Here is an 18,066-nt window from a genome sequence, read left to right on the forward strand (position 1 = left end):
GTGTCAGGGATCCGGAAGAGGATCTACGTATCCTCCGTCACGGCCCCCGGGTCCGGTACCCCGGGGGCGCCGGTCCTGCCAGGGGCGCGGGGTATGCGCCGGGCCAACCCGGAAGTGGGGCCCCGGCCACGACGGCCGAGAGGTGCCCGGGGCGAGGCCGCCGGTTGGCCGGCGCACCGAGGTGGTGGAGCTGCCGCTGTTCTGAAGGCCCCCTGTCGCCGTGACCATGCAGTTCTTCGCTGGGCCGGGCTCACCTCCCGAGGGCTCCCCGGGGAGCCGGGCCCTCCCTCACGCAGGCCCGGCGGCGGGCAGGTCGCCCTCGGCCGCACACCCCGTTTCCAACTCGGCGACCGTGGCGAGCAGTTCCTCCCGGCCGATGGCATCGGTGCGTGTCGAGGGCACGGTGCAGGCGTGGGCACCGGCCACCGTCCCGTACAGGACGCAGCGTCGCGGGTGTTCGCCGGCCAGCAGCCCGAGGAGAAATCCGGAGGCGAAGGCGTCGCCGGCGCCGTTGGAGTCCACCACCGGAGCGGGCGGAGTGACAGCGGGCGTGTGCGTCAGCTCTCCGTCGTGGAGCAGGTACGACCCCTCGGCGCCCGCGGTCGCGACAACGGTCCGCGCCCTTCCTCGTCCGGCGATGTCACGCATGGTCCGCTCGGTGTCGGTGAGCGCGGTGGTGGACAGGAACACCACGTCTGCCTGGACGGCGAACGCTTCGTGGTAGGAGTCGACGCCGTCCCAGTTGTGCAGATCGGTGGAGATGGTCACCCCGGCCTCGCGGAGCACCGGCAGCGTGAAGGCGCACGGCTGCGTGATGACGACATGGGCATGACGGGTGACAGCGGCGAGTTCGCGGACCGTCGACTCGTCGAACCGGTCCGAATCGTCCGAGCGGGCGGCGTCGTACAGGGACAGCCGCCGGCCGTCCGGGCCGACGAGGTTGACCGCGCGCCTGGTGCCGCCCCGCAGGGGGGCCTCGGTGAGCGGAATGCCCCGGTCACGGTGGAGGGCGCGGACCAGGTCCCCCTCGTGGTCGTCGCCGATCATGTCGAGGTGATGCGTACGCAGTCCGAGGGTGTGCAGCCCGAGCGCGACGAAGTCACCGCTCTGTCCCGCGCGGGTCTCGATGCCCGGCCGGATCATGTAGCTGTCGGCGAAAGGGAGCGGCAGTTCAGGGACATGGACGATGGTGTCCACTCCCGCCCCGCCCAGTACGAGAACGTCGGTCTGCTTGCGCATGCAGGTGGTCGTGCCTTTCGCTTCGGTGGTTCGTGCCGTCTCGCTCCGCCGGGTCGCCCCGGTCCGTGCAGTCGTCAAGGATTTCTGCAAATTCTTTCATATCCTTGCGCAAGCAGGTCGGGGCCAACTTCGGTGCGTACAACCGGCGTCGAGACGCTCCCGGCTCCGCTCCGGTCGGGCGCGGCTCAGGAGGAGGACGGTGGCGGCAGGAGTCTCGCGGCCCTCTGCAGCACCTCGGCGTGCCGGTCGAGTTCGGATGCGCCGCCCCGGTCCGCCGGCATGGATGCCATCAGGGCGAGCCGGTCGCGCCAGCTGTTCCCGGCGAGGGGCACCGCGACGGCGTTCATTCCGCTCACCGACTCGCCGTGGCTGTCGGCGCGGCCGAGGGCACGGATGCCGGCCAGTTCGGAGAGAAGGGCGGAACGGGAAGTGAGGGTGTGGCTGGTGAGACCGGCCAGCCGCTCCTCCGGGTAGAGGGCGCAGACCTGTTCGGCGGTCAGCTGGGCGAGCAGAACCTTGCCCGCCGCGGTGGCGTGCGCGGGGAGAGCGCGGCCGGATGCCAGCACCGCCCGCACGGAGTGCGGCGACTCCCGTCCGTCCGTGATGATCACCTGGTCGCCGATCAGTGCGGCGGTGCTGATCGTCTCTCCGGTGGCGGCGGCTGCCGCGTCCAGCACGACCTGGAGCCGGGTCCTGATCTCGGGTCCGTAGCCGGCGGGGCGGCCCAGTGCCACCAGCTCGGGCCCCGCGGAGTAGCCCCGGCCGGAGGCGTCCCGGGTGGCGAAGCCGCGTGACTCCAGGGTGCTGAGCACACGGTGCGCCGTGGAGCGCGCCACGTCCAGTTCCCTGGCTGCTTCGGTGACCGACAGGGTGTCGTGGGTGAGGAACAGGCGCATCAGACGCAGCCCTGTGTCCAATGACTCGATGATGTAGCTCTTGGGGTCGGCCACGGGGTCCTCTCGGTCGTGTCGCAGGGGCCGTGTCCCTGGTGCGGCCCGGCACCATGATTCCGGGCCGTCGAAGGCGGAGGGACCACGGTCCCTGGTTTGCGTCGACGGTGACGGAGCACGGCCTTCCCGGGAGGGGCGGAGGACGCCCGAGGCGAAGTCCACGGGAGCCGGGCGGCAGTCGTCGGCGTTGCGGCGGCGAACCTCCGGGAAACGACGTCGGCCCGGCCACGCCAGGTCCGAGCGGCACGCATGGAACACGGCGCATGACGAGCTGCGGAGCAGGGCAGACGCAGTGCACCAGAGCCCACCGGCGGGCCCGGAAGCGGAGGTCGCGATGCTGTCCCACAGAGTTGACCATGGTGTCCTGGTCCTCACCGTGCAGGAGGATCCGGGGATCGGCGGACGGGCCGAACTGACGTCCGGGATAACGGCGTTCGTGCGCGCATACCAGCCGGCACCGGTGCTCGTGGTCATCGAGGAACCGGCGGCCACACCTGCCACGGCCAGCGCGGTTCTGCGCGCCCACCGCCACTGCGACGAGTTGGGCGTACTGATGTCTGTGGCCACTCACAGCGCCCCCGTCCGGCGGCTCCTGGAGGCCAACGCCTGCTCCGGGGGCACACGGCTCGTCGTCCACCCCTGCATCGACACCGCTGTCGGCTCGGCGTACCAGGCGGCGGCCTGAACGAGGGCTGAGTGCGCCCAGCGCCTGACACCGGGCGGCTTCCGCTCCGGCGTCCGGCAACTGCCCGCGTGCACGCCCGAGTCATTTAGCTTAGGCTTGGCTAAGTTCGCGTGCCCAGGGGTGGGGGTGACCGTCGATCCGGCCTGCACGGAGGGACTCCGTCCGCTGTCGACCCGACTGCCGCCAAGCACCCCTGAGCGCGTCCAGGCAGTGCACACACAGCTCTCGAACAGGGTGGGGACAGAGATGAGACCGGCCGTCTCCGGGCGCAGGCACGAGGATCCGCCCGACGGGCCACTTCACCAGCGGGAGCAGCCGCGGGGTGGCACGGTCGTCGTCAAGTTCGGCGGGCACGCCATGGTGGACGCGCACCTGCAGCGGACGTTCGCCCGGGACGTCGTGGAGCTGTGGCATGCGGGCCTGCGCCCCGTGGTCGTGCACGGGGGCGGCCCGCAGATCAGCGCCATGCTCGATCGGCTGGGCCTCGAGACCCGCTTCGAGGCGGGCCTGCGGGTGACCACCCCGGAGGCCATGAAGGTGGTGCGCATGGTGCTGACCGGGCACGTCCAACGAGATCTGGTCGGCCACATCAACGCCCACGGGCCCTTCGCCGTCGGTCTGTCCGGAGAGGACGCACACACGATGACGGCGGTACGGCGGTCGGCGTGGGTGGACGGCAGTCCCGTGGACATCGGCCTCGTCGGCGACGTCGTGGACGTGGAGCCGGGCATGTTGCACGCACTCCTGGAGGAGGGGCACATCCCGGTGGTCTCCCCCGTGGCACGGGGCGAGGACGGGCAGGTCTACAACGTCAACGCCGATCTCGCGGCGTCGGCCGTGGCCGTGGCCCTCGGCGCCGAGCGGCTCGTGATGCTCACCGACGTGGAAGGGCTGTACTCGGACTGGCCGCGCAGCACCGCCGTGATCGAGCGTATGACCGCCGATGCCCTGCAGGAGCTGCTGCCGGATCTGGAGAGCGGCATGCTGCCCAAGATGGAAGGCTGCCTTCGGGCCGTCCGCGGCGGCGTACGAAGGGCGCACGTGCTCGACGGCCGTGTACCGCACGCCGTTCTGCGCGGCGTCCTCGACGAGACGAGTCCCGGCACCACCGTTGTTCCCGGAAAGGGCGGGGACACGAGGATCCGCACCGTGCGAGTGCCTCGGCGGCCGGGTGTCCGCACCCTCCCGCCGGTACAGGAGCCCAGCGCCCCGGACGTGCACTCCACGAGTGTTGCGGGTGCGCCTCGTTGAAGCCCCATCAGCTTTTCGGCCTCCCCCGAAGAAGGAGACGTTCATGCGCCGGATGACGGAAGAGGCCCGTGGTGCGGCCGGTGCGGAGAACTCCTTCGCCGCGTTCGGCCTGACGGGCCGGCCCGGCACCGACGAGTTCTGGGCGGCGGTCCGGACACCCGCGTCGGTGCCCGCCGACGACGGCGGTTGGGTGACCCTGTTCCTCTGGCGGGGTTCAGCGGCGAGCGTCGGCTTCGAGAGCTGGTCCAAACCCGTGGTCCTGCGGCAGTGGGAGGACACGGACTGCTGGTACGCCGAGGTGCGCATGCCCGCGCGACTGCGCGTGACCTACCGGTTCCTCGCGGGAGACATGGCGTACGCCGACCCGTTCAACCCCGTGGGCGCGGGCGGTGACCGGTCCGTATTCGCCACTCCGGACGCCCCGCACCAGCCGCACTGGCCCCTCATCGGCGCCGACGACGTCCTGCCCGTCCCGCACACCCGGATCCGCTGGGCCGGTGAGCGGCTCGGTGGACGGCGCACCGTACGGATCCACCCGGTGGGCGGCGGCGGGCCCGTCGTCCTGCTGCTCGACGGGGACGACTGGCTGTACCTCCACCCGGCCATGACCGCGTTCGACTCGGCCGTCGCGGCCGGTGAGATGCCCCCCGTCACCCTCGTCTTCCTCCCCTCCAAGGACAGGGCGGCCGAGTTCGGGTGCGACCCCCGGCTGTGGGAGGCGGTACGGGACGAACTGCTGCCACTGGTCGCGGAATCCGGCGTACCTGCCGACCTGGACCGGCTGGTGGTCGCAGGGCAGAGCCTCGGAGGGCTGAGCGCGATGTACGCGGCCTTGGAGTTCCCGGGCCTGGTCTCACGCATCGCCTGCCAGTCGCCGTCGTTCTGGTGGGCTCCAGGTGCCCTGGACCGGGCGGACCTCTTCGACGGCCCGGTCGGTGGCAGCATCGCCGAACGCCTACGGGAGGGCCCCGGTCTGTCCGGTCTACGGGTCGCTTTCGACGTGGGGGAACACGAGCCGCGCATGCTGCCCCACTGCGAACTGGCCGAGGCCCTGACGGAACAGGCCGGCGCGACCGTACGGGTGTCGCGGTCGGCATCGGGCCACGACCGGGCGGGCTGGCGGAGCGCCCTGCTCAGGGATGTCGCCTGGGCACTCGCCTGACGGGCGGCTGAGCGGCTTCAGGCGTCGGCCGCTTCCGGTGCTTCATCACGCTCCGCCCCCGGAGCCGTCATGTGCGGGACTTCGCGGACACCCCAGGGGCGGGTCACCGGGCAACGGCCATGCGGTAGGCCTCGTCGGTGGCGAGGAGGTCGCGGTGGGTGCCCTCGGCGGTGACGGCACCGTCGTCCAGGACGAGGACCCGGTCGGCGGCGTCCAGAAGTGCCGGACTGCTGGTGAGCACCACAGTGGTACGGCCCCTGCGCAGTTTCGCGACGTTACGCGCGATGAGCTGTTCGGTCACCGCGTCGACCGCTGTCGTGGGGTCGTGCAGGACCAGGACGTCGGAGTCCGCGGCGAGGGCGCGCGCCAGGGACAGCCGTTGGCGCTGCCCTCCGGAGAGGTTCGCACCACGGTCGCGGACGCTGTGGTCGAGTCCCGCGCGGTGGAGGGCGACGACGTCGGTCAGGAGCGACGCCTCCACGGCCTCGGTGACCATACGGCTGGTGCCCGACGGATCGATGTTCGTCCGGAGGCTGCCCGCGAAGATCTCCCCGTCGTACGGGTTCACCAGCATGTGCTCGCGGAGTGCCTCGACCGACAGTTCCCCGATCTCCCGCCCGCCGACCCGCACCACCCCCTCGTACGCGTGCGGCGGGACGTTCACCCCCAGGACCGAGGCGAGATCGGCCGCCGCGCGAGGCTGGTAGGCGGCGATCGCGACGAACTCGCCGGCACGCACCTGGAACTTCAGGCCGTGCAGTGCCCCGTACCGGACGCTGTCGATCTCCAGGTCTCCGCCTGCGGCCGGCCGGCCCCGGCCCTGGGCCGTCAGCGGCGGCGCGGCAAGCACCAGTGCCATCCGATCGGCCGAGGCGCGTGCCATCATCACGTACTTCGGCATCTCCGAGAACATCTTGAGCGGTTCCATGATGAACTGCGCCAGCCCCACCGCCATGACGAGCTCGCCGATCGTGATGTGTCCTCCGTACGCGAGCCAGCCCGCCGTCAGTGTCACGACAACGGCCAGGACCGCGTTGAGGGCCAGCGCGGTGCCCGCGTACACGCCGTTCACCCTGGCGACGGTGACCGCCTGGCGCCTCGCGTCCGCGCTGACCTTCCGGTAGGAGAGGAACGCCGCGTGGTTGCCGCCGAAGCCGTGCAGCGGGCGCAGGCCGCTGATCAGGTCGGCGACCTTGGCACCCGCCCGTGCGACCCTGGCCTGCTGCTCACGGGTGCTCTCGCCGATCCGTCCGGACATCACGCTGAGGATCGTCAGGATCGCCACCGTTCCGGCGATGACCAGCAGGCCGAGCCGGAGGTCGGCCAGGCCCAGCGCGACCGACGCCACGACCACCGCGACCAGCGAACTGATCAGCAGCGGGACCACCTCGACGATGTCGGCGGTCTGGTCGGCGTCCTCGGTCGCGATGGTCAGCACCTCGCCGGACTTCAGGCCGACGTCCCTGGCCACCGGCTGGAGTCCGCAGGCCGCGACCCGTACCCGCCAGAGGTGCGCCTCGGTGGTGTTGGCCTTCTGCAGGACACGCATCCCGAACCGCCACGACAGCGACACGGTCGTGATGATGACGGCCAGTGCGGCGATCGACATGCCGAGCGAGCCGAGGCTCCTGTCCCGCATCGTGTGCTCGACGATCAGGCCGAGCGCGATGGGGAAGGCGGTCTCCCCCGCCTGGTACAGACCCATGAGGACAGTGCCCCGGACCACGGCGCCGGCGTTGCGGCGCAGGGCGGTCCGGAGGATGTCGGCCCCCGGGCGGGGCCGCTGCACGTCAGGTGTTTTCTTCAATGTGGCGGGCAATCGCTTCCGGGGTTCGAAGGGTGAGCAGGTCACGGATCGTGACCACAGGACCGTACTCCCGGCGGAGCAGCCCGGTCAGCCGCACCGCCAGCATGGAATGCCCGCCCAGGGACACGAAGTCGCTCACCGCGCTCACCTCGTCGTCGTCCAGGTCGAGCGCCTCGGCGAAGAACTCGCAGACCACCGTCTCCGTACCGGTCCGGGGGCCGCGCTCGCCCCCGGTGCTCAGCACGCCCAGCGGCTTGGCATCCGGCAGGGCCCTGGTGTCGGCCTTCCCGTTCACGGTCAGCGGGATGCCGTCGACCTGTGCGTAGTGCGTCGGGCGCAGGAAGTCGGGCAGCCCGCCGCCCACTTCGGCGGCGACCGTGGCCAGGCCGGAGCCGCTCAGCACCAGGTAGGCCGCCAGCCGGTGAGCTCCGTCGACCTGGGGGTCGGGCTGGGCGACCGCAGCCACGAACCGCACCGCCGGGTGCGCCGCGAACGCGGCCTCGACCTCGCCCAGTTCGACCCGGTGGCCCCGGATCTTGACCTGCTGGTCGGTGCGGCCGAGATACACGATGTTTCCGTCGGGCCTTCTGGTCACCAGGTCGCCGGTACGGTACATGCGCTCGCCCGGTGCGCCGAACGGACACGCGACGAAACGGTCCGCGGTCTGGGCGGGCTGACCGAGGTAGCCGCGCGCGATACCGATGCCCGACACGTACAGCTCACCGGGCACTCCGTCCGGCAGCGGCCTCAGCCAGGGATCCAGCACGTACACGTCGGTGTTGTCGATCGCCACGCCCACCACCGGGTCCTGGCACTCGAAGGTGCCGACCCCGAGGGTGTTGATGGTGTACTCGGTGGGTCCGTACAGGTTGTAGCCGGCCGTCCCCTCGGTCTCGGCGAGCCGCTGCCAGAGCGTCGGGGTGACCGCCTCTCCGCCGAGCAGCACCAGTGCGGGCCGCCGCGCGGGGTCGTCCAGCAGGCCTTCGGCGAGCAGCTGCTGCGCGTAGGTCGGAGTCACGTTGATGACGTCGATCCCGTGCTCGACGCAGTACTCGACCAGCCTGGGCGCGTCGCGGCGCAGCTCCTCGTCGCAGATGTGCACCTCGTGGCCGTCGGCGAGCCACAGCAGCTCCTCCCACGACATGTCGAACGCGAACGAGACGGTGTGCGCGATCCGGAAGATCCGGTGCCCGTGTTCCGCCAGCACCGGCTCGAAGATGCGGCGCTGATGGTTGATCAGCATGTTGGTGAGACCGGCGTACTCGGTCACCACACCCTTGGGCTTCCCGGTCGATCCGGAGGTGTAGATCGTGTACGCGGGGTGCCGCAGACGGTGCGGTGCGTCCTGCGCGAACGTCACGTACGGCTCGGCCTCCGGCAGGGGCCGGTCGAGTTCGATCAGGTCGCCGGTCAGCCGTGGGGACACCGCGCTCACGGTGAGGATCACGTCCGGTCGTGCCGCGTCGACGATCGAGGCGATCCGCTCGTCCGGGTGGTCCAGCTCCAGCGGCACGTACGCGGCACCGGTCCGCAGCACGGCGAACAGTGCCACGATGGAGTCGAGGGAGCGCGGGAGCGCGAGACCGACGGTCGTCTCCGGGCCGATGCCTCGCCGGACGAGTACCCCGGCCACCTCACGGCTGCGGTCGCGGAGCCGCGCGAAGGTCATGGCCGAGCCGTGGGCGACGAGGGCAACCCGCTGCGGCTCCCGGTCTGCCGCCCGGTCGAACCGGTCGACGACGGTGTCCGTACCGATGTCCGTGCGCTCGGTCGCTCCGGCTCCCGCCCCCACGCCGCGCAGTGCTCCGAGCGGACCGGCCGACCGGGCCAGGTCCTCGAGCACGCGCAGGTAGTCGTCGACGAGACGGCGGGCCTTCGGTGTGTCGTCGTCGCGGTACTCCAGCTTGACCGTGAGGCGGTCGCCCGGTGTGACGACCCAGGTGAACGGATAGTGCGTCGAGTCGTCGGCCCGCACCGCCGTGATGCCGTGCCTGGTGTTCATCTCGGCGAACGCGTCCAGGTCCAGGAAGTTCTGGAGAACGAACAGGTTGTCGAACAGGCTGTCGTGCCCACTGGCCCGCTGGATCTCGCCGAGACCCAGGTGCTCGTGGTCCATCGCCCCGACCCTCGCCGCCTGTACGGCCGCCAGGTACTCCTGGACCGTGTCCCCCGGCCGGGCCCGCGTCCACATCGGGACGGTGTTGAGGAGCACACCGACGATGTCCGACAGCCCCTCACCCTCCCGGCCGGACACGGTCACACCGAACACGGCGTCACTCCGTCCCGTGTGCGCGCCCAGAAGAAGGCCGAAAGCGCCGGTCAGCACCGTGTTCAGCGTGACGCCGTGCGCTCTGGCCGCTTCTCGCAGCAGGTCCGAGTGTTCGGTGGACAGCACGTGTACGAGCGCCCTCGGAAGGCCGTCCGGGAGGGACGGCTCAGGGCCGGCGAGGAGTGTGGGGCCGGTGAGGCCCGTCAGGTGCTCCGCCCAGAAGCGCTCCGACACCACGGGGTCCCTGGCGTCGAGGGCACGTGCGTAGTCCTCGAAGCCCGGTGCCGTCGGAACGGCGTCCGGTTCCTCACCCGCCAGGACGGTCTGATAGGCGTCGAACAGGTCCCGCAGCACGATCTCGCGGGACCAGCCGTCCCACAGCAGCAGGTGGTAGCTCAGCAGCAGTCCGTCGTGTCCGCCGGGCCGACGCACCACGGTCATCCGGATCAGCGGCGGCTTCCCCGGGTCGAAGCCCGTGTCGCGGTCCCGCGTGCACAGGGCTTCGACGTCCGCGTCCGTCGTCAGCCGGACCGTACGGACGTCGACGCGCCGTCCCGCGGCGAGCGCCTGCACGGGGTTTCCGTCGTCGTCGGTGGTGAAGCCCGCGCCCACGACCGGGTGCCGTGCGATGACGTACGCCATCGCCTCGGCCAGCGCGTCCGCGTCCAGACGCCGGTCGAAGGTGAAGTAGCTCTGCGCGACGTAGTGTCCGGCCGGCCCCGCCATCTGGGCCTGGAAGTACAGGCCCCGTTGGAGCGGGGTCACCGGCGCCGTGCGTTCGGCGGTGGCGGCGACGTCCGCGATCCGTTCGAGTGCCCGCAGCCAGTGGCCGGTCACGGCGTCGGGAACGCCTTCCGCGAGGACGAAGGCCGCGTGCAGGCTTCCGGTCGCCTCGTCGGTCCAGGCGTTGACCTCGACGGCGTACGGGCTGTTCTGCTCCCCGCCGGTGATGTGCGGTGCCTGCGACTCACTCCCCCGGCCGAGGTAGTTGAACAGCACCTGCGGGCGGGCCGTCAGCAGGGGGGCCGTCTGCGGGTTGAGGTACCTGAGCAGGCCGTAGGCGACGTGTCCTTGCTCGTCGGGCTGGCGTTCCGCGACCTCGCGAGCCGCCTCCACGGGGTCGGTGTGCGCGGTGAGCCGCACAGGGGCGATGGAGGTGAACCAGCCGACCGTGCGGGTGTAGTCGTGGTGCTCCAGCGCCGGGACCCGGCCGTGCCGTTCCAGGTCCACGGAGAGATCGGTGGGAGACGGCTGGACATGCGTCAGTGCGGTCCGGAGCGCGCCGCACAACAGCTCGGTCGGACCGATGCCGAGCGCGGCGGGCGCGGTACGCGTCACCCGGTCGCTCACCTCGGGCGCGAGCACGACCGTGGTCTCCCGCAGCCTCCCGATCGCCGGGAGGAGCACGGGTGCCCGGAGCGCGGCGATCCAGCGACCGGGGTCGTCGGCCGCGAGGGCGGCCCGGGAGCTGAGGGCTTCGGCGTACTCGGCGTAGGACGTGGTCGGCGGCGGCAGCGTCGCCCCGCGCAGTGCGGTGGCCAGGTCGTCCAGCAGAACCAGCCAGGACACGGAGTCCACGGCGAGGTGGTGCACCGTGACCACCAGTGTCCGGGCCGGCTCGAGCCAGGAGAAGGCGATGACTTCGCCGGTCCCGGGATCCAGCCGTGCTGCGGCCTCGTTCGCCACGGTGGCCACGTCGGCGGTGTCCGCCCGGACCACGGTGACCTCGCGGGCGGGCTCGGTGCGAAGGGCCCAGACGCCGTGCTCCACGCGCAGTCTCAGCCGCAGCGCCGGGTGGGCGGCCACGACCGTGTCCGCCGCACGCTGAGCATCGGCGAACTCGGTGCCTTCCGCCGCCACCAGTGTCCTGGCCTGGGCGAAGCCGACGAGTGATCCCCCCAGTTCGCGCTGGCGCAGGATGATCGGCGTGGGCGCCAACGGGCCGTCCACACGGGGGGCGGGCACGGGTGCGGAGGCCTGTGGTGCGCGCGATCCGAGCTGTTCGGCGAGCGCGCGCGGCGTCCTGAAGAGGAACACGTCCCGCGGCGCGATCGGCAGACCGAGTGCCCTGGCCCGGTTGATCACGGTGATGGCGACGATGCTGTCGCCCCCCGCCCTGAAGAAGTCGGTGTCACCGTCCACGGCCAGGGTGCCGGGCAGTGCCTCGGCGAAGATGTCGACCAGTGCGGCAAGCGCGGCGCCGCTCGCGGCGAGCGGCGTACCGGCCTGCGCTGCGCTCGCGGCAAGCGGCGGACCGGCCTGCGCTGCGCTGTCGGTCAGGGCCTTGCGGTCCAGCTTGCCGTTGACCGTCAGCGGCAGGGCCTCGGTCCGGAGCACCCGGCCCGGCACCATGTGCGCGGGCAGCTTCGCGGACAGCCTGCCGGTGAGATCGCCGGGCACCGGGCCCACCACGTGCGCGACCAGGTGGTCTCCGCTGCCGGCCACGGTGACGGCGACGTCGGTCACGCCGTCGAGCTCTCTGATCGCGGACTCCACCTCGCCGAGCTCGACACGGAAACCCTTGAGCTGCACCTGGTCGTCGGCGCGGCCGGCGAATTCCAGCTCCCCGTCGAGCGTGCGGCGGGCGAGGTCGCCCGTGTGGTACATCCGGGAGCCGTCGCCCGCGAACGGGTTCGCCACGAAGCGGCCCGAGGTCAGGCCCGGTCTGCCGAGGTAGCCGAGCGCCAGCTGGTCACCGGCGACGTAGATGGCACCCACCCGGCCGGGCGGCACCGGACGGAGCCTGTCGTCGAGCACGTAGGTGGCGAGTCCCGGGATCGGACCGCCGATGGGGCTGACGTCGTCGCCGAAGTCCTCTTCGGTGAGCACCCGGTGGGTGACGTGGACGGTGGTCTCGGTGATGCCGTACATGTTGACCAGTTCGGGCGTGGCGGTGCCGTGCCGCTCCACCCAGCCGCGCAGTCGTGCGAGATCCAGCGCCTCCCCTCCGAAGATGATGCGGCGCAGCGCGGTGACGGGTTCACCTGCGTGCCGGTCGGCCTCGATGAACCGGTGGAAGGCCGAGGGGGTCTGGTTGAGCACGGTCACTCCGCGCTCGCGGACCAGCCGGTGGAAGTCCACCGGGGAGCGGGTCAGTCCGTACTCCGGCACAAGGAGCTCACCGCCGTGCGCCAGCGCGCCCCACAGCTCCCAGACCGCGAAGTCGAAGGAGTAGGAGTGGAACTGGACCCACACGTCGTGCGGTCCGAAGTCCATGCCAGGCCGCGTGTTCGCGAGCAGTGTCACCACGGCGGAGTGCGGGACGACGACGCCCTTGGGCCTGCCGGTCGATCCGGACGTGTAGATCACGTATGCCGGGTCGTGCCATCCGGCCGGGGTGGTGGCGGGGGCCTGCCCGGCCCCCTCGGGAAGCTCCTCCCCCAGCACGAGCACGCGGGCCGGCCCGCCGGCCCCCCGGTTCAGCAGTTCGGTGAAGCGGTCCCGTTGCCCACGGTCCACGAGGACGACCTGTGGCGCGGCATCGGTGAGGACGTACTCCAGCCGCTCGTCCGGGTAGGCCAGGTCGAGGGGCACATACGCGCCGCCCGCGGTGACGATCGCCACGAGGGCGACGACCTGCTCCAGGGAGCGTGGCGCGGCGACGGCGACGCGGGTGCCCGGCCCGACACCGGCCGCTCGCAGGACGGAGGCCAGTTCGTTCTTCGCGGCCGCCAGTTCGCCGTACGTCAGGGATTCGGTGCTGCCGTCGAGAGCGCAGTGCGTGACGGCGGTGGCCTGCGGGTTGCGTCCGGCCGCCGCGTCGAACAGTGCGCCCAGCGTCGTCGGGGCGATCCGCGCGGGGCGTCGGGTGTCCTCGGGCACCAGATCGTCGACGAGGGCGTCCGGCCGCGTGAGCAGAGCTGTGAGGGTCCGGGTGAACCCGAGCAGGATCGCCCGGGCGGTCGCCTCGCGCAACAACTCCCCGTCGTAGATCAGGTTGAAGCGGGGGCGGCCCGCGGGTGTGCGTTCCACGACCAGGGTCAACGGGTAGTGGGGGGAACCCTCGTTGACGATGCCCGTGACGACCAGTTCGTCGCCGGGCCGCCGCAGGGCCGCCACATCGGTCGCGACGTCGAAGACCACCAGCGTGTCGAACAGGGTTCCGCCGCCGGCCTGCCGGCCGATCCTCGCCAGGGAGACGTGCTGGTGTGCCAGCACCGCCCCCTGGCGGTCCCGCACCGACGCGAGCAGGTCCCGGGCCGTGTCCGTCCGCTCCCAACGGGCGCGCACCGGGATCGTGTTGATGAACAGGCCCACCATGTCCTCGATACCGGGCACATCCGCGTCGCGACCGGACACCGTGGAGCCGAACACGACGTCCCTGCTCCGGAGGATGCCGCCCAGCGCCGCCGCCCAGGCGCTGTGGACCGCAACGCTCAGCGGGACGCCCGCCGACCGGACGGCCCCGTCGATGTCGTCCTCGGGCTCCACCGCGGTGTCGGCGAAGCGGTCGGACGGGGTGTGACCGTCGGCGACCAGTGAGGGGCCCGGCAGGCCGGCGAGCTGGTCGCGCCAGACCCGGTCGCTCTCGGCGTCGTCGAGCTCGGCCAGCCGGCGTACGTAGTCGGGGAAGCCGCCGAGGGGATACAGGGTGCCCGGTTCGTGGTACTCGGCCAGCAGGGCGCGGAGCATCGGGGGCACCGACCAGCCGTCGGCGATGATGTGGTGCACGGTCTGCACCAGCACGTTCCTGCCGGACCCCGCCCGGATCAGCGTGTACCGCATCAGGGGACCCGTGGACAGGCCGAATCCCGCGCGCCGGTCCCGCTCGGCGTGCTCCCGGATCTCGGCGTCGGAGATGCCGGGGCGGTCCAGCGTGGTGAAGGGCGCCGTCACTCCGCTCTCCAGCACGGAGACCACCCGGCCGTCGGCGAGAGCCACGAACCGCGCCGCCAGATTCGGGTACAGCGTGAGCAGCCGGGTCGCGGCGGCCGCCAGCCGGGCGGCGTCCACCTCGCCTTCCAGAGTGAGCAGTTGCTGCTCGACGTAGCTGCCCGCCGAGTCGTCGTCGAAGACGGAGTGGAAGTAGAGGCCCTCCTGCAACGGGGTCAGGGGAAGGACGTCCCGCAGCGCAGGGCCGTCCAGGGCGTCGACGTCGGCCTGCGTGAGCGGAACCAGGGGGAAGTCGCCGGGAGAGTGGCCGCCCCCGTCGAGCGCTGCCAGTCCGGCCAGGGCTTCCACGAGGTACGCGCCGATGGTCGCGGTGTCCTCGTCGGTGAACATCCCGTCGGGCCAGGAGAGGGTGGTGACCAGCTCGTACCCGCCCTCCCGGGCATGTTCGGCGATCGCGTTGAACTCCAGGGCGCGCGGCAGGCGCATCCGCGGGTCCCTCTTCTCCCCCAGTTGTCCGGCCCCGCCGGACAACTGCCAGTCCCCGGAGGTGCCCGTGTCGAAGCGGCCCAGGTAGTTGAACAGCACCTGCGGGGCGGGACCGGCGAGCCCGGCTTCGGTCAGGTACCGCAGGGCACCGTAGGAGACGCCGTTGCTCGGCACCTCGGCGAGGTCGTCCTTCACCGCCTTGAGCGCGGCTGCCAGGTATGCGGGAGCGGTGAGGTCGTCGGCCGTACCGGGGTCCACGACGACCGGGAAGAGGGTCGTGAACCAGCCCACGGTGCGTGACAGTTCGGGCTCGAAGCCGGCCGCCTCGGCCACGAACCGCCCTTCGCGGCCATGCCCCTCGAGTTCGATGTGCGCGAACGTCTGATCCTGCCCGAGGTCGCGGCGCCACCGTGCGAGGGCGACGGCGAGCGCGGTCAGCAGCACGTCGTTGACGCCCGCGTGGAACCTCGCCGGTATCTCCCCGAGCAGCGCGGCGGTGAGGTCGGGTGCCACGGAGACGGTCCGTACGCGTTCACGGGCGACCGTGTCGCGCTCGGCCGGCGCACGCCTGCCCAGCGGCCGGTCCACCGCCGGCAGAGGACGCAGGAAGGCCGCACGGTCCGGCTCGAAGTCCGCTCCCTGCAGTGCCTGGGTCCAGCGCCGGAACGAGGTGCCCACCGCGGGCAGCTCGACCGGCACACCGGAAGCGACCTGCCGCCAGGCGGTGGCAAGGTCCTCCATGAGGATCCGCCAGGACACACCGTCGACGACCACGTGGTGGACCACCAGGACCAGTTGCCGTGCCTCGCGGCGCCAGACGGCGCGCATCATCGCGCCTCGGTCCGGGTCGATCCCCTGGGTGGCGAGCGCGACACAGGCTTCGAGTGGAAGGTCGCTCTCCTGCCACCCTCCGGCGGTTCCGCCCGCCGCCGGGATGTCGAAGCTCCAGCGGTCGCCTCGCACCAGCCTCGCGCGCAGCATGTCGTGCCGACCGGCGACAGCGGTGAGGATCACGTCCAGGGCGTCCGCGGTCAGGTCCACCGGGGTGTTCAGCACGACCGACTGCACGAAACCGTCGATCGCGTCCGTCACCTCACCGAGCCACTGCACGATCGGCGAGCCGACGACGGCGCCGGTCGCCACATCGCCGTCTCCCGCGGCAGGGACGTCCTCCCTGCTGACGACCGCCGCCAGCGCTCCCACCACGCTGTGGGTGAAGATCTGCTGCGCGGTGACGTACAGCCCTGCTCCGCGGAGGGCGCTCAGCAGCGAGATGGCCAGGATGCTGTCACCGCCGAGCCTGAAGAAGTCCTGGTCGACACCTACCTCGTCCAGTCCCAGCACGCCCGCGACCGCCGCGCACACCGCGCGCTCGTTCTCCGTGGCGGCCGGGACGAGCGGGCCTGTCCCGACGCGGGGCTCAGGGAGCGCTCCGCGGTCGAGCTTGCCGTTCGCGGTGAGCGGGAACTCCTTCAGCACGACGACGTGGGCGGGCACCATGTACTCGACCATGTGCTCGGCTGCCCACGCTCTGACCTCCTCGCCGCCCGGTTCCTCGCCGGTGACCGGGATCACGTACCCCACCAGGTAGGTGCCGCCCGCCGCGTTCTTCTTCGCCACGACGCAGGTGTGCCGTACGGAGGGGTGCTCGGCGAGGCCCGTCTCGACGTCCTCCGTCTCCAGCCGCATGCCGCGGATCTTGATCTGGTTGTCGGCGCGGCCGAGGAAGTCCAGCGACCCGTCCGGGGCGAACCGCGCGAGGTCGCCGGTCCTGTACAGCCGTGACCCGTCGCCCGCGAAGGGGTTGGCGACGAACCTGGACGCCGTCAGGCCCGGGGCGTTGACGTACCCGCGCCCCAGGAGGAACCCTCCCACGTACAGCTCTCCGCCGACGCCGACCGGGACCGGGCGGAGCTCGTCGTCGAGCACGTACAGCTGGGTGTTGGGGTTGGCCCTGCCGATCGACGTCGACAGGCGTTCGGCCGCGCCGCGGTAGATGACGTGCGAGACGCCGATCGTCGTCTCGGCCGGACCGTAGCCGTGGTACATGGGGATGTCGAGCAGGGTCCGGAAACGCTCGTAGAGTTCGGGGGTCAGTACCTCGCCGCCGCACCACACGTGCCGCAGGCTGTCCAGCTGCCCGGAGTCGCCCGCCAGGTCCAGCAGCACGTCCAGCATCGAGGACACCAGGTACGTGAAGGTGACGCGCTGGTCCGCCAGCACGCTCAGCACGTGATGGGGGTCGCGTTCGCCCCCGGGCCTCAGGACCACGAGCCGGCCGCCGCGCACCAGGGGCAGGAAGATCTCGTTCACGGAGATGTCGAAGGACAGCGGCGCCTTGAACAGCGAGGCGTCGTCGGGGCCGAAGCCGAGTATCTCCTCGGACTGCCAGAGCAGGCGCTCGCTGATCGCTTCGTGCCGGATCATGGCACCCTTGGGGCGGCCGGTCGAACCGGACGTGAAGATCACGTACGCCAGGGCCGCGCCCGGTACGGAGACCTCGGTCCCCTCGGTGGGGCAGGAGGCGAACCGCCAGGCGCCGAGGTCGACGGCCACACCTTCCGGTTCACCCGTCCGGTGCTCACCCGAGGTGTTGAGCTGCATCACGATCCGGGCGTCCTCGATGACGGCGGCTCGGCGCTCGGCAGGCCACTGCGGGTCGAGCGGAACGAACGCCCCACCGGCCCCGAGCACTCCGAGCAGCCCGATCACCATGTCGGCGGAGCGGCCCAGCGATATACCGACGGCCTGCTCGGCGGTGAGCCCGCGTTCGACCAGGTGGTGGGCCAGCTGACTCGACAGCTCGGCAACCTCGCGGTACGTCAGTGACCGGTGCTCGTCGACGATCGCGACGGCGTCCGGCCTGATCCGCGCCTGCTCGCGGAACATCTCCACGACGGTCGGACGGAGTCGGCCGGCTTCGGTGTCGTTCCACTCGGCCAGCGTCGCCAGCCTCGCCTCCGCATCAACGGGAGCGATGGTCCCGAGGGGCCGGTCCGGGAATTCGGCGAGATCGTCCAGTGCGAGCTGCGCGCCGGCCGTCATGACGCCTTCGGGGAGGAGGATGGTCCGGCCGTCAGCGGCGACCTCCCAACCGGACGGCGCCGTACCACCGTTGCCGACCCACCGGAGGACGTCGGTGAAGAGGGTGCCGGAGGCGAGGTCGACGCCATCGGGACTCCGGCCTGTCGCCCAGTACGCCAGCCCGATGGCGCACGCCTGGGCGATGGTCCTGTCGGAATGGTCACCGGTTCGCCTGCGTACGTCGTCCAGGGACGCCGGAGAGAGCAGCACGGAGCGAGCAGTGGGATGCGTCATCGGAAACTCATCGTCCTTCCACCGTACGAGAGCTGGACCGGTCTCAGCTCGGAGATGCCTGACTGC

Annotated in this window: 7 protein-coding genes; 3 read left to right on the forward strand and 4 right to left on the reverse strand. The window is 71.5% G+C overall.

Annotated elements, in window-relative coordinates; all coding sequences use genetic code 11:
- Positions 1-288: 288 nt before the first annotated feature.
- Both OO67_RS20235 and OO67_RS20240 read right to left on the reverse strand, forming a co-directional pair.
- Positions 289-1,239 carry an adenosine kinase gene (locus OO67_RS20235; protein ID WP_033302407.1) on the reverse strand — a complete coding sequence of 317 codons (951 nt, stop codon included), beginning with the start codon at positions 1,237-1,239 and terminating at the stop codon, positions 289-291.
- Positions 1,240-1,424: 185 nt separating this feature from the next.
- Positions 1,425-2,189, reverse strand: coding sequence for an IclR family transcriptional regulator (locus OO67_RS20240; RefSeq protein WP_033302409.1), 765 nt, complete (start codon positions 2,187-2,189; stop codon positions 1,425-1,427).
- Between the two features lie 334 nt (positions 2,190-2,523).
- On the opposite strand from OO67_RS20240, the gene OO67_RS20245 reads away from it, so the two are divergent.
- The 3 genes from OO67_RS20245 to OO67_RS20255 all read left to right on the forward strand — a co-directional run bounded on the left by OO67_RS20245 (position 2,524) and on the right by OO67_RS20255 (position 5,287).
- Positions 2,524-2,874, forward strand: coding sequence for a hypothetical protein (locus OO67_RS20245; RefSeq protein ID WP_033302544.1), 351 nt, complete (start codon positions 2,524-2,526; stop codon positions 2,872-2,874).
- 246 nt (positions 2,875-3,120) lie between these two features.
- Complete coding sequence (argB, locus tag OO67_RS20250; protein ID WP_078598121.1) at positions 3,121-4,125, forward strand: acetylglutamate kinase; 1,005 nt, start codon at positions 3,121-3,123, stop codon at positions 4,123-4,125.
- Positions 4,126-4,168: 43 nt separating this feature from the next.
- Positions 4,169-5,287, forward strand: a complete 1,119-nt coding sequence (locus OO67_RS20255) for an alpha/beta hydrolase-fold protein (RefSeq protein ID WP_051709593.1) — start codon at positions 4,169-4,171, stop codon at positions 5,285-5,287.
- 103 nt (positions 5,288-5,390) lie between these two features.
- On the opposite strand, the gene OO67_RS20260 is transcribed toward OO67_RS20255, so the two are convergent.
- Complete coding sequence (locus OO67_RS20260; RefSeq protein ID WP_033302410.1) at positions 5,391-7,076, reverse strand: ABC transporter ATP-binding protein; 1,686 nt, start codon at positions 7,074-7,076, stop codon at positions 5,391-5,393.
- A 1-nt stretch (position 7,077) separates the two neighbouring features.
- Positions 7,078-18,000 carry a non-ribosomal peptide synthetase gene (locus OO67_RS20265; protein WP_033302412.1) on the reverse strand — a complete coding sequence of 3,641 codons (10,923 nt, stop codon included), beginning with the start codon at positions 17,998-18,000 and terminating at the stop codon, positions 7,078-7,080.
- Positions 18,001-18,066 lie beyond the last annotated feature (66 nt).

Source organism: Streptomyces atroolivaceus (assembly GCF_000717025.1).
Taxonomy (GTDB): Bacteria; Actinomycetota; Actinomycetes; order Streptomycetales; family Streptomycetaceae; genus Streptomyces; species Streptomyces atroolivaceus.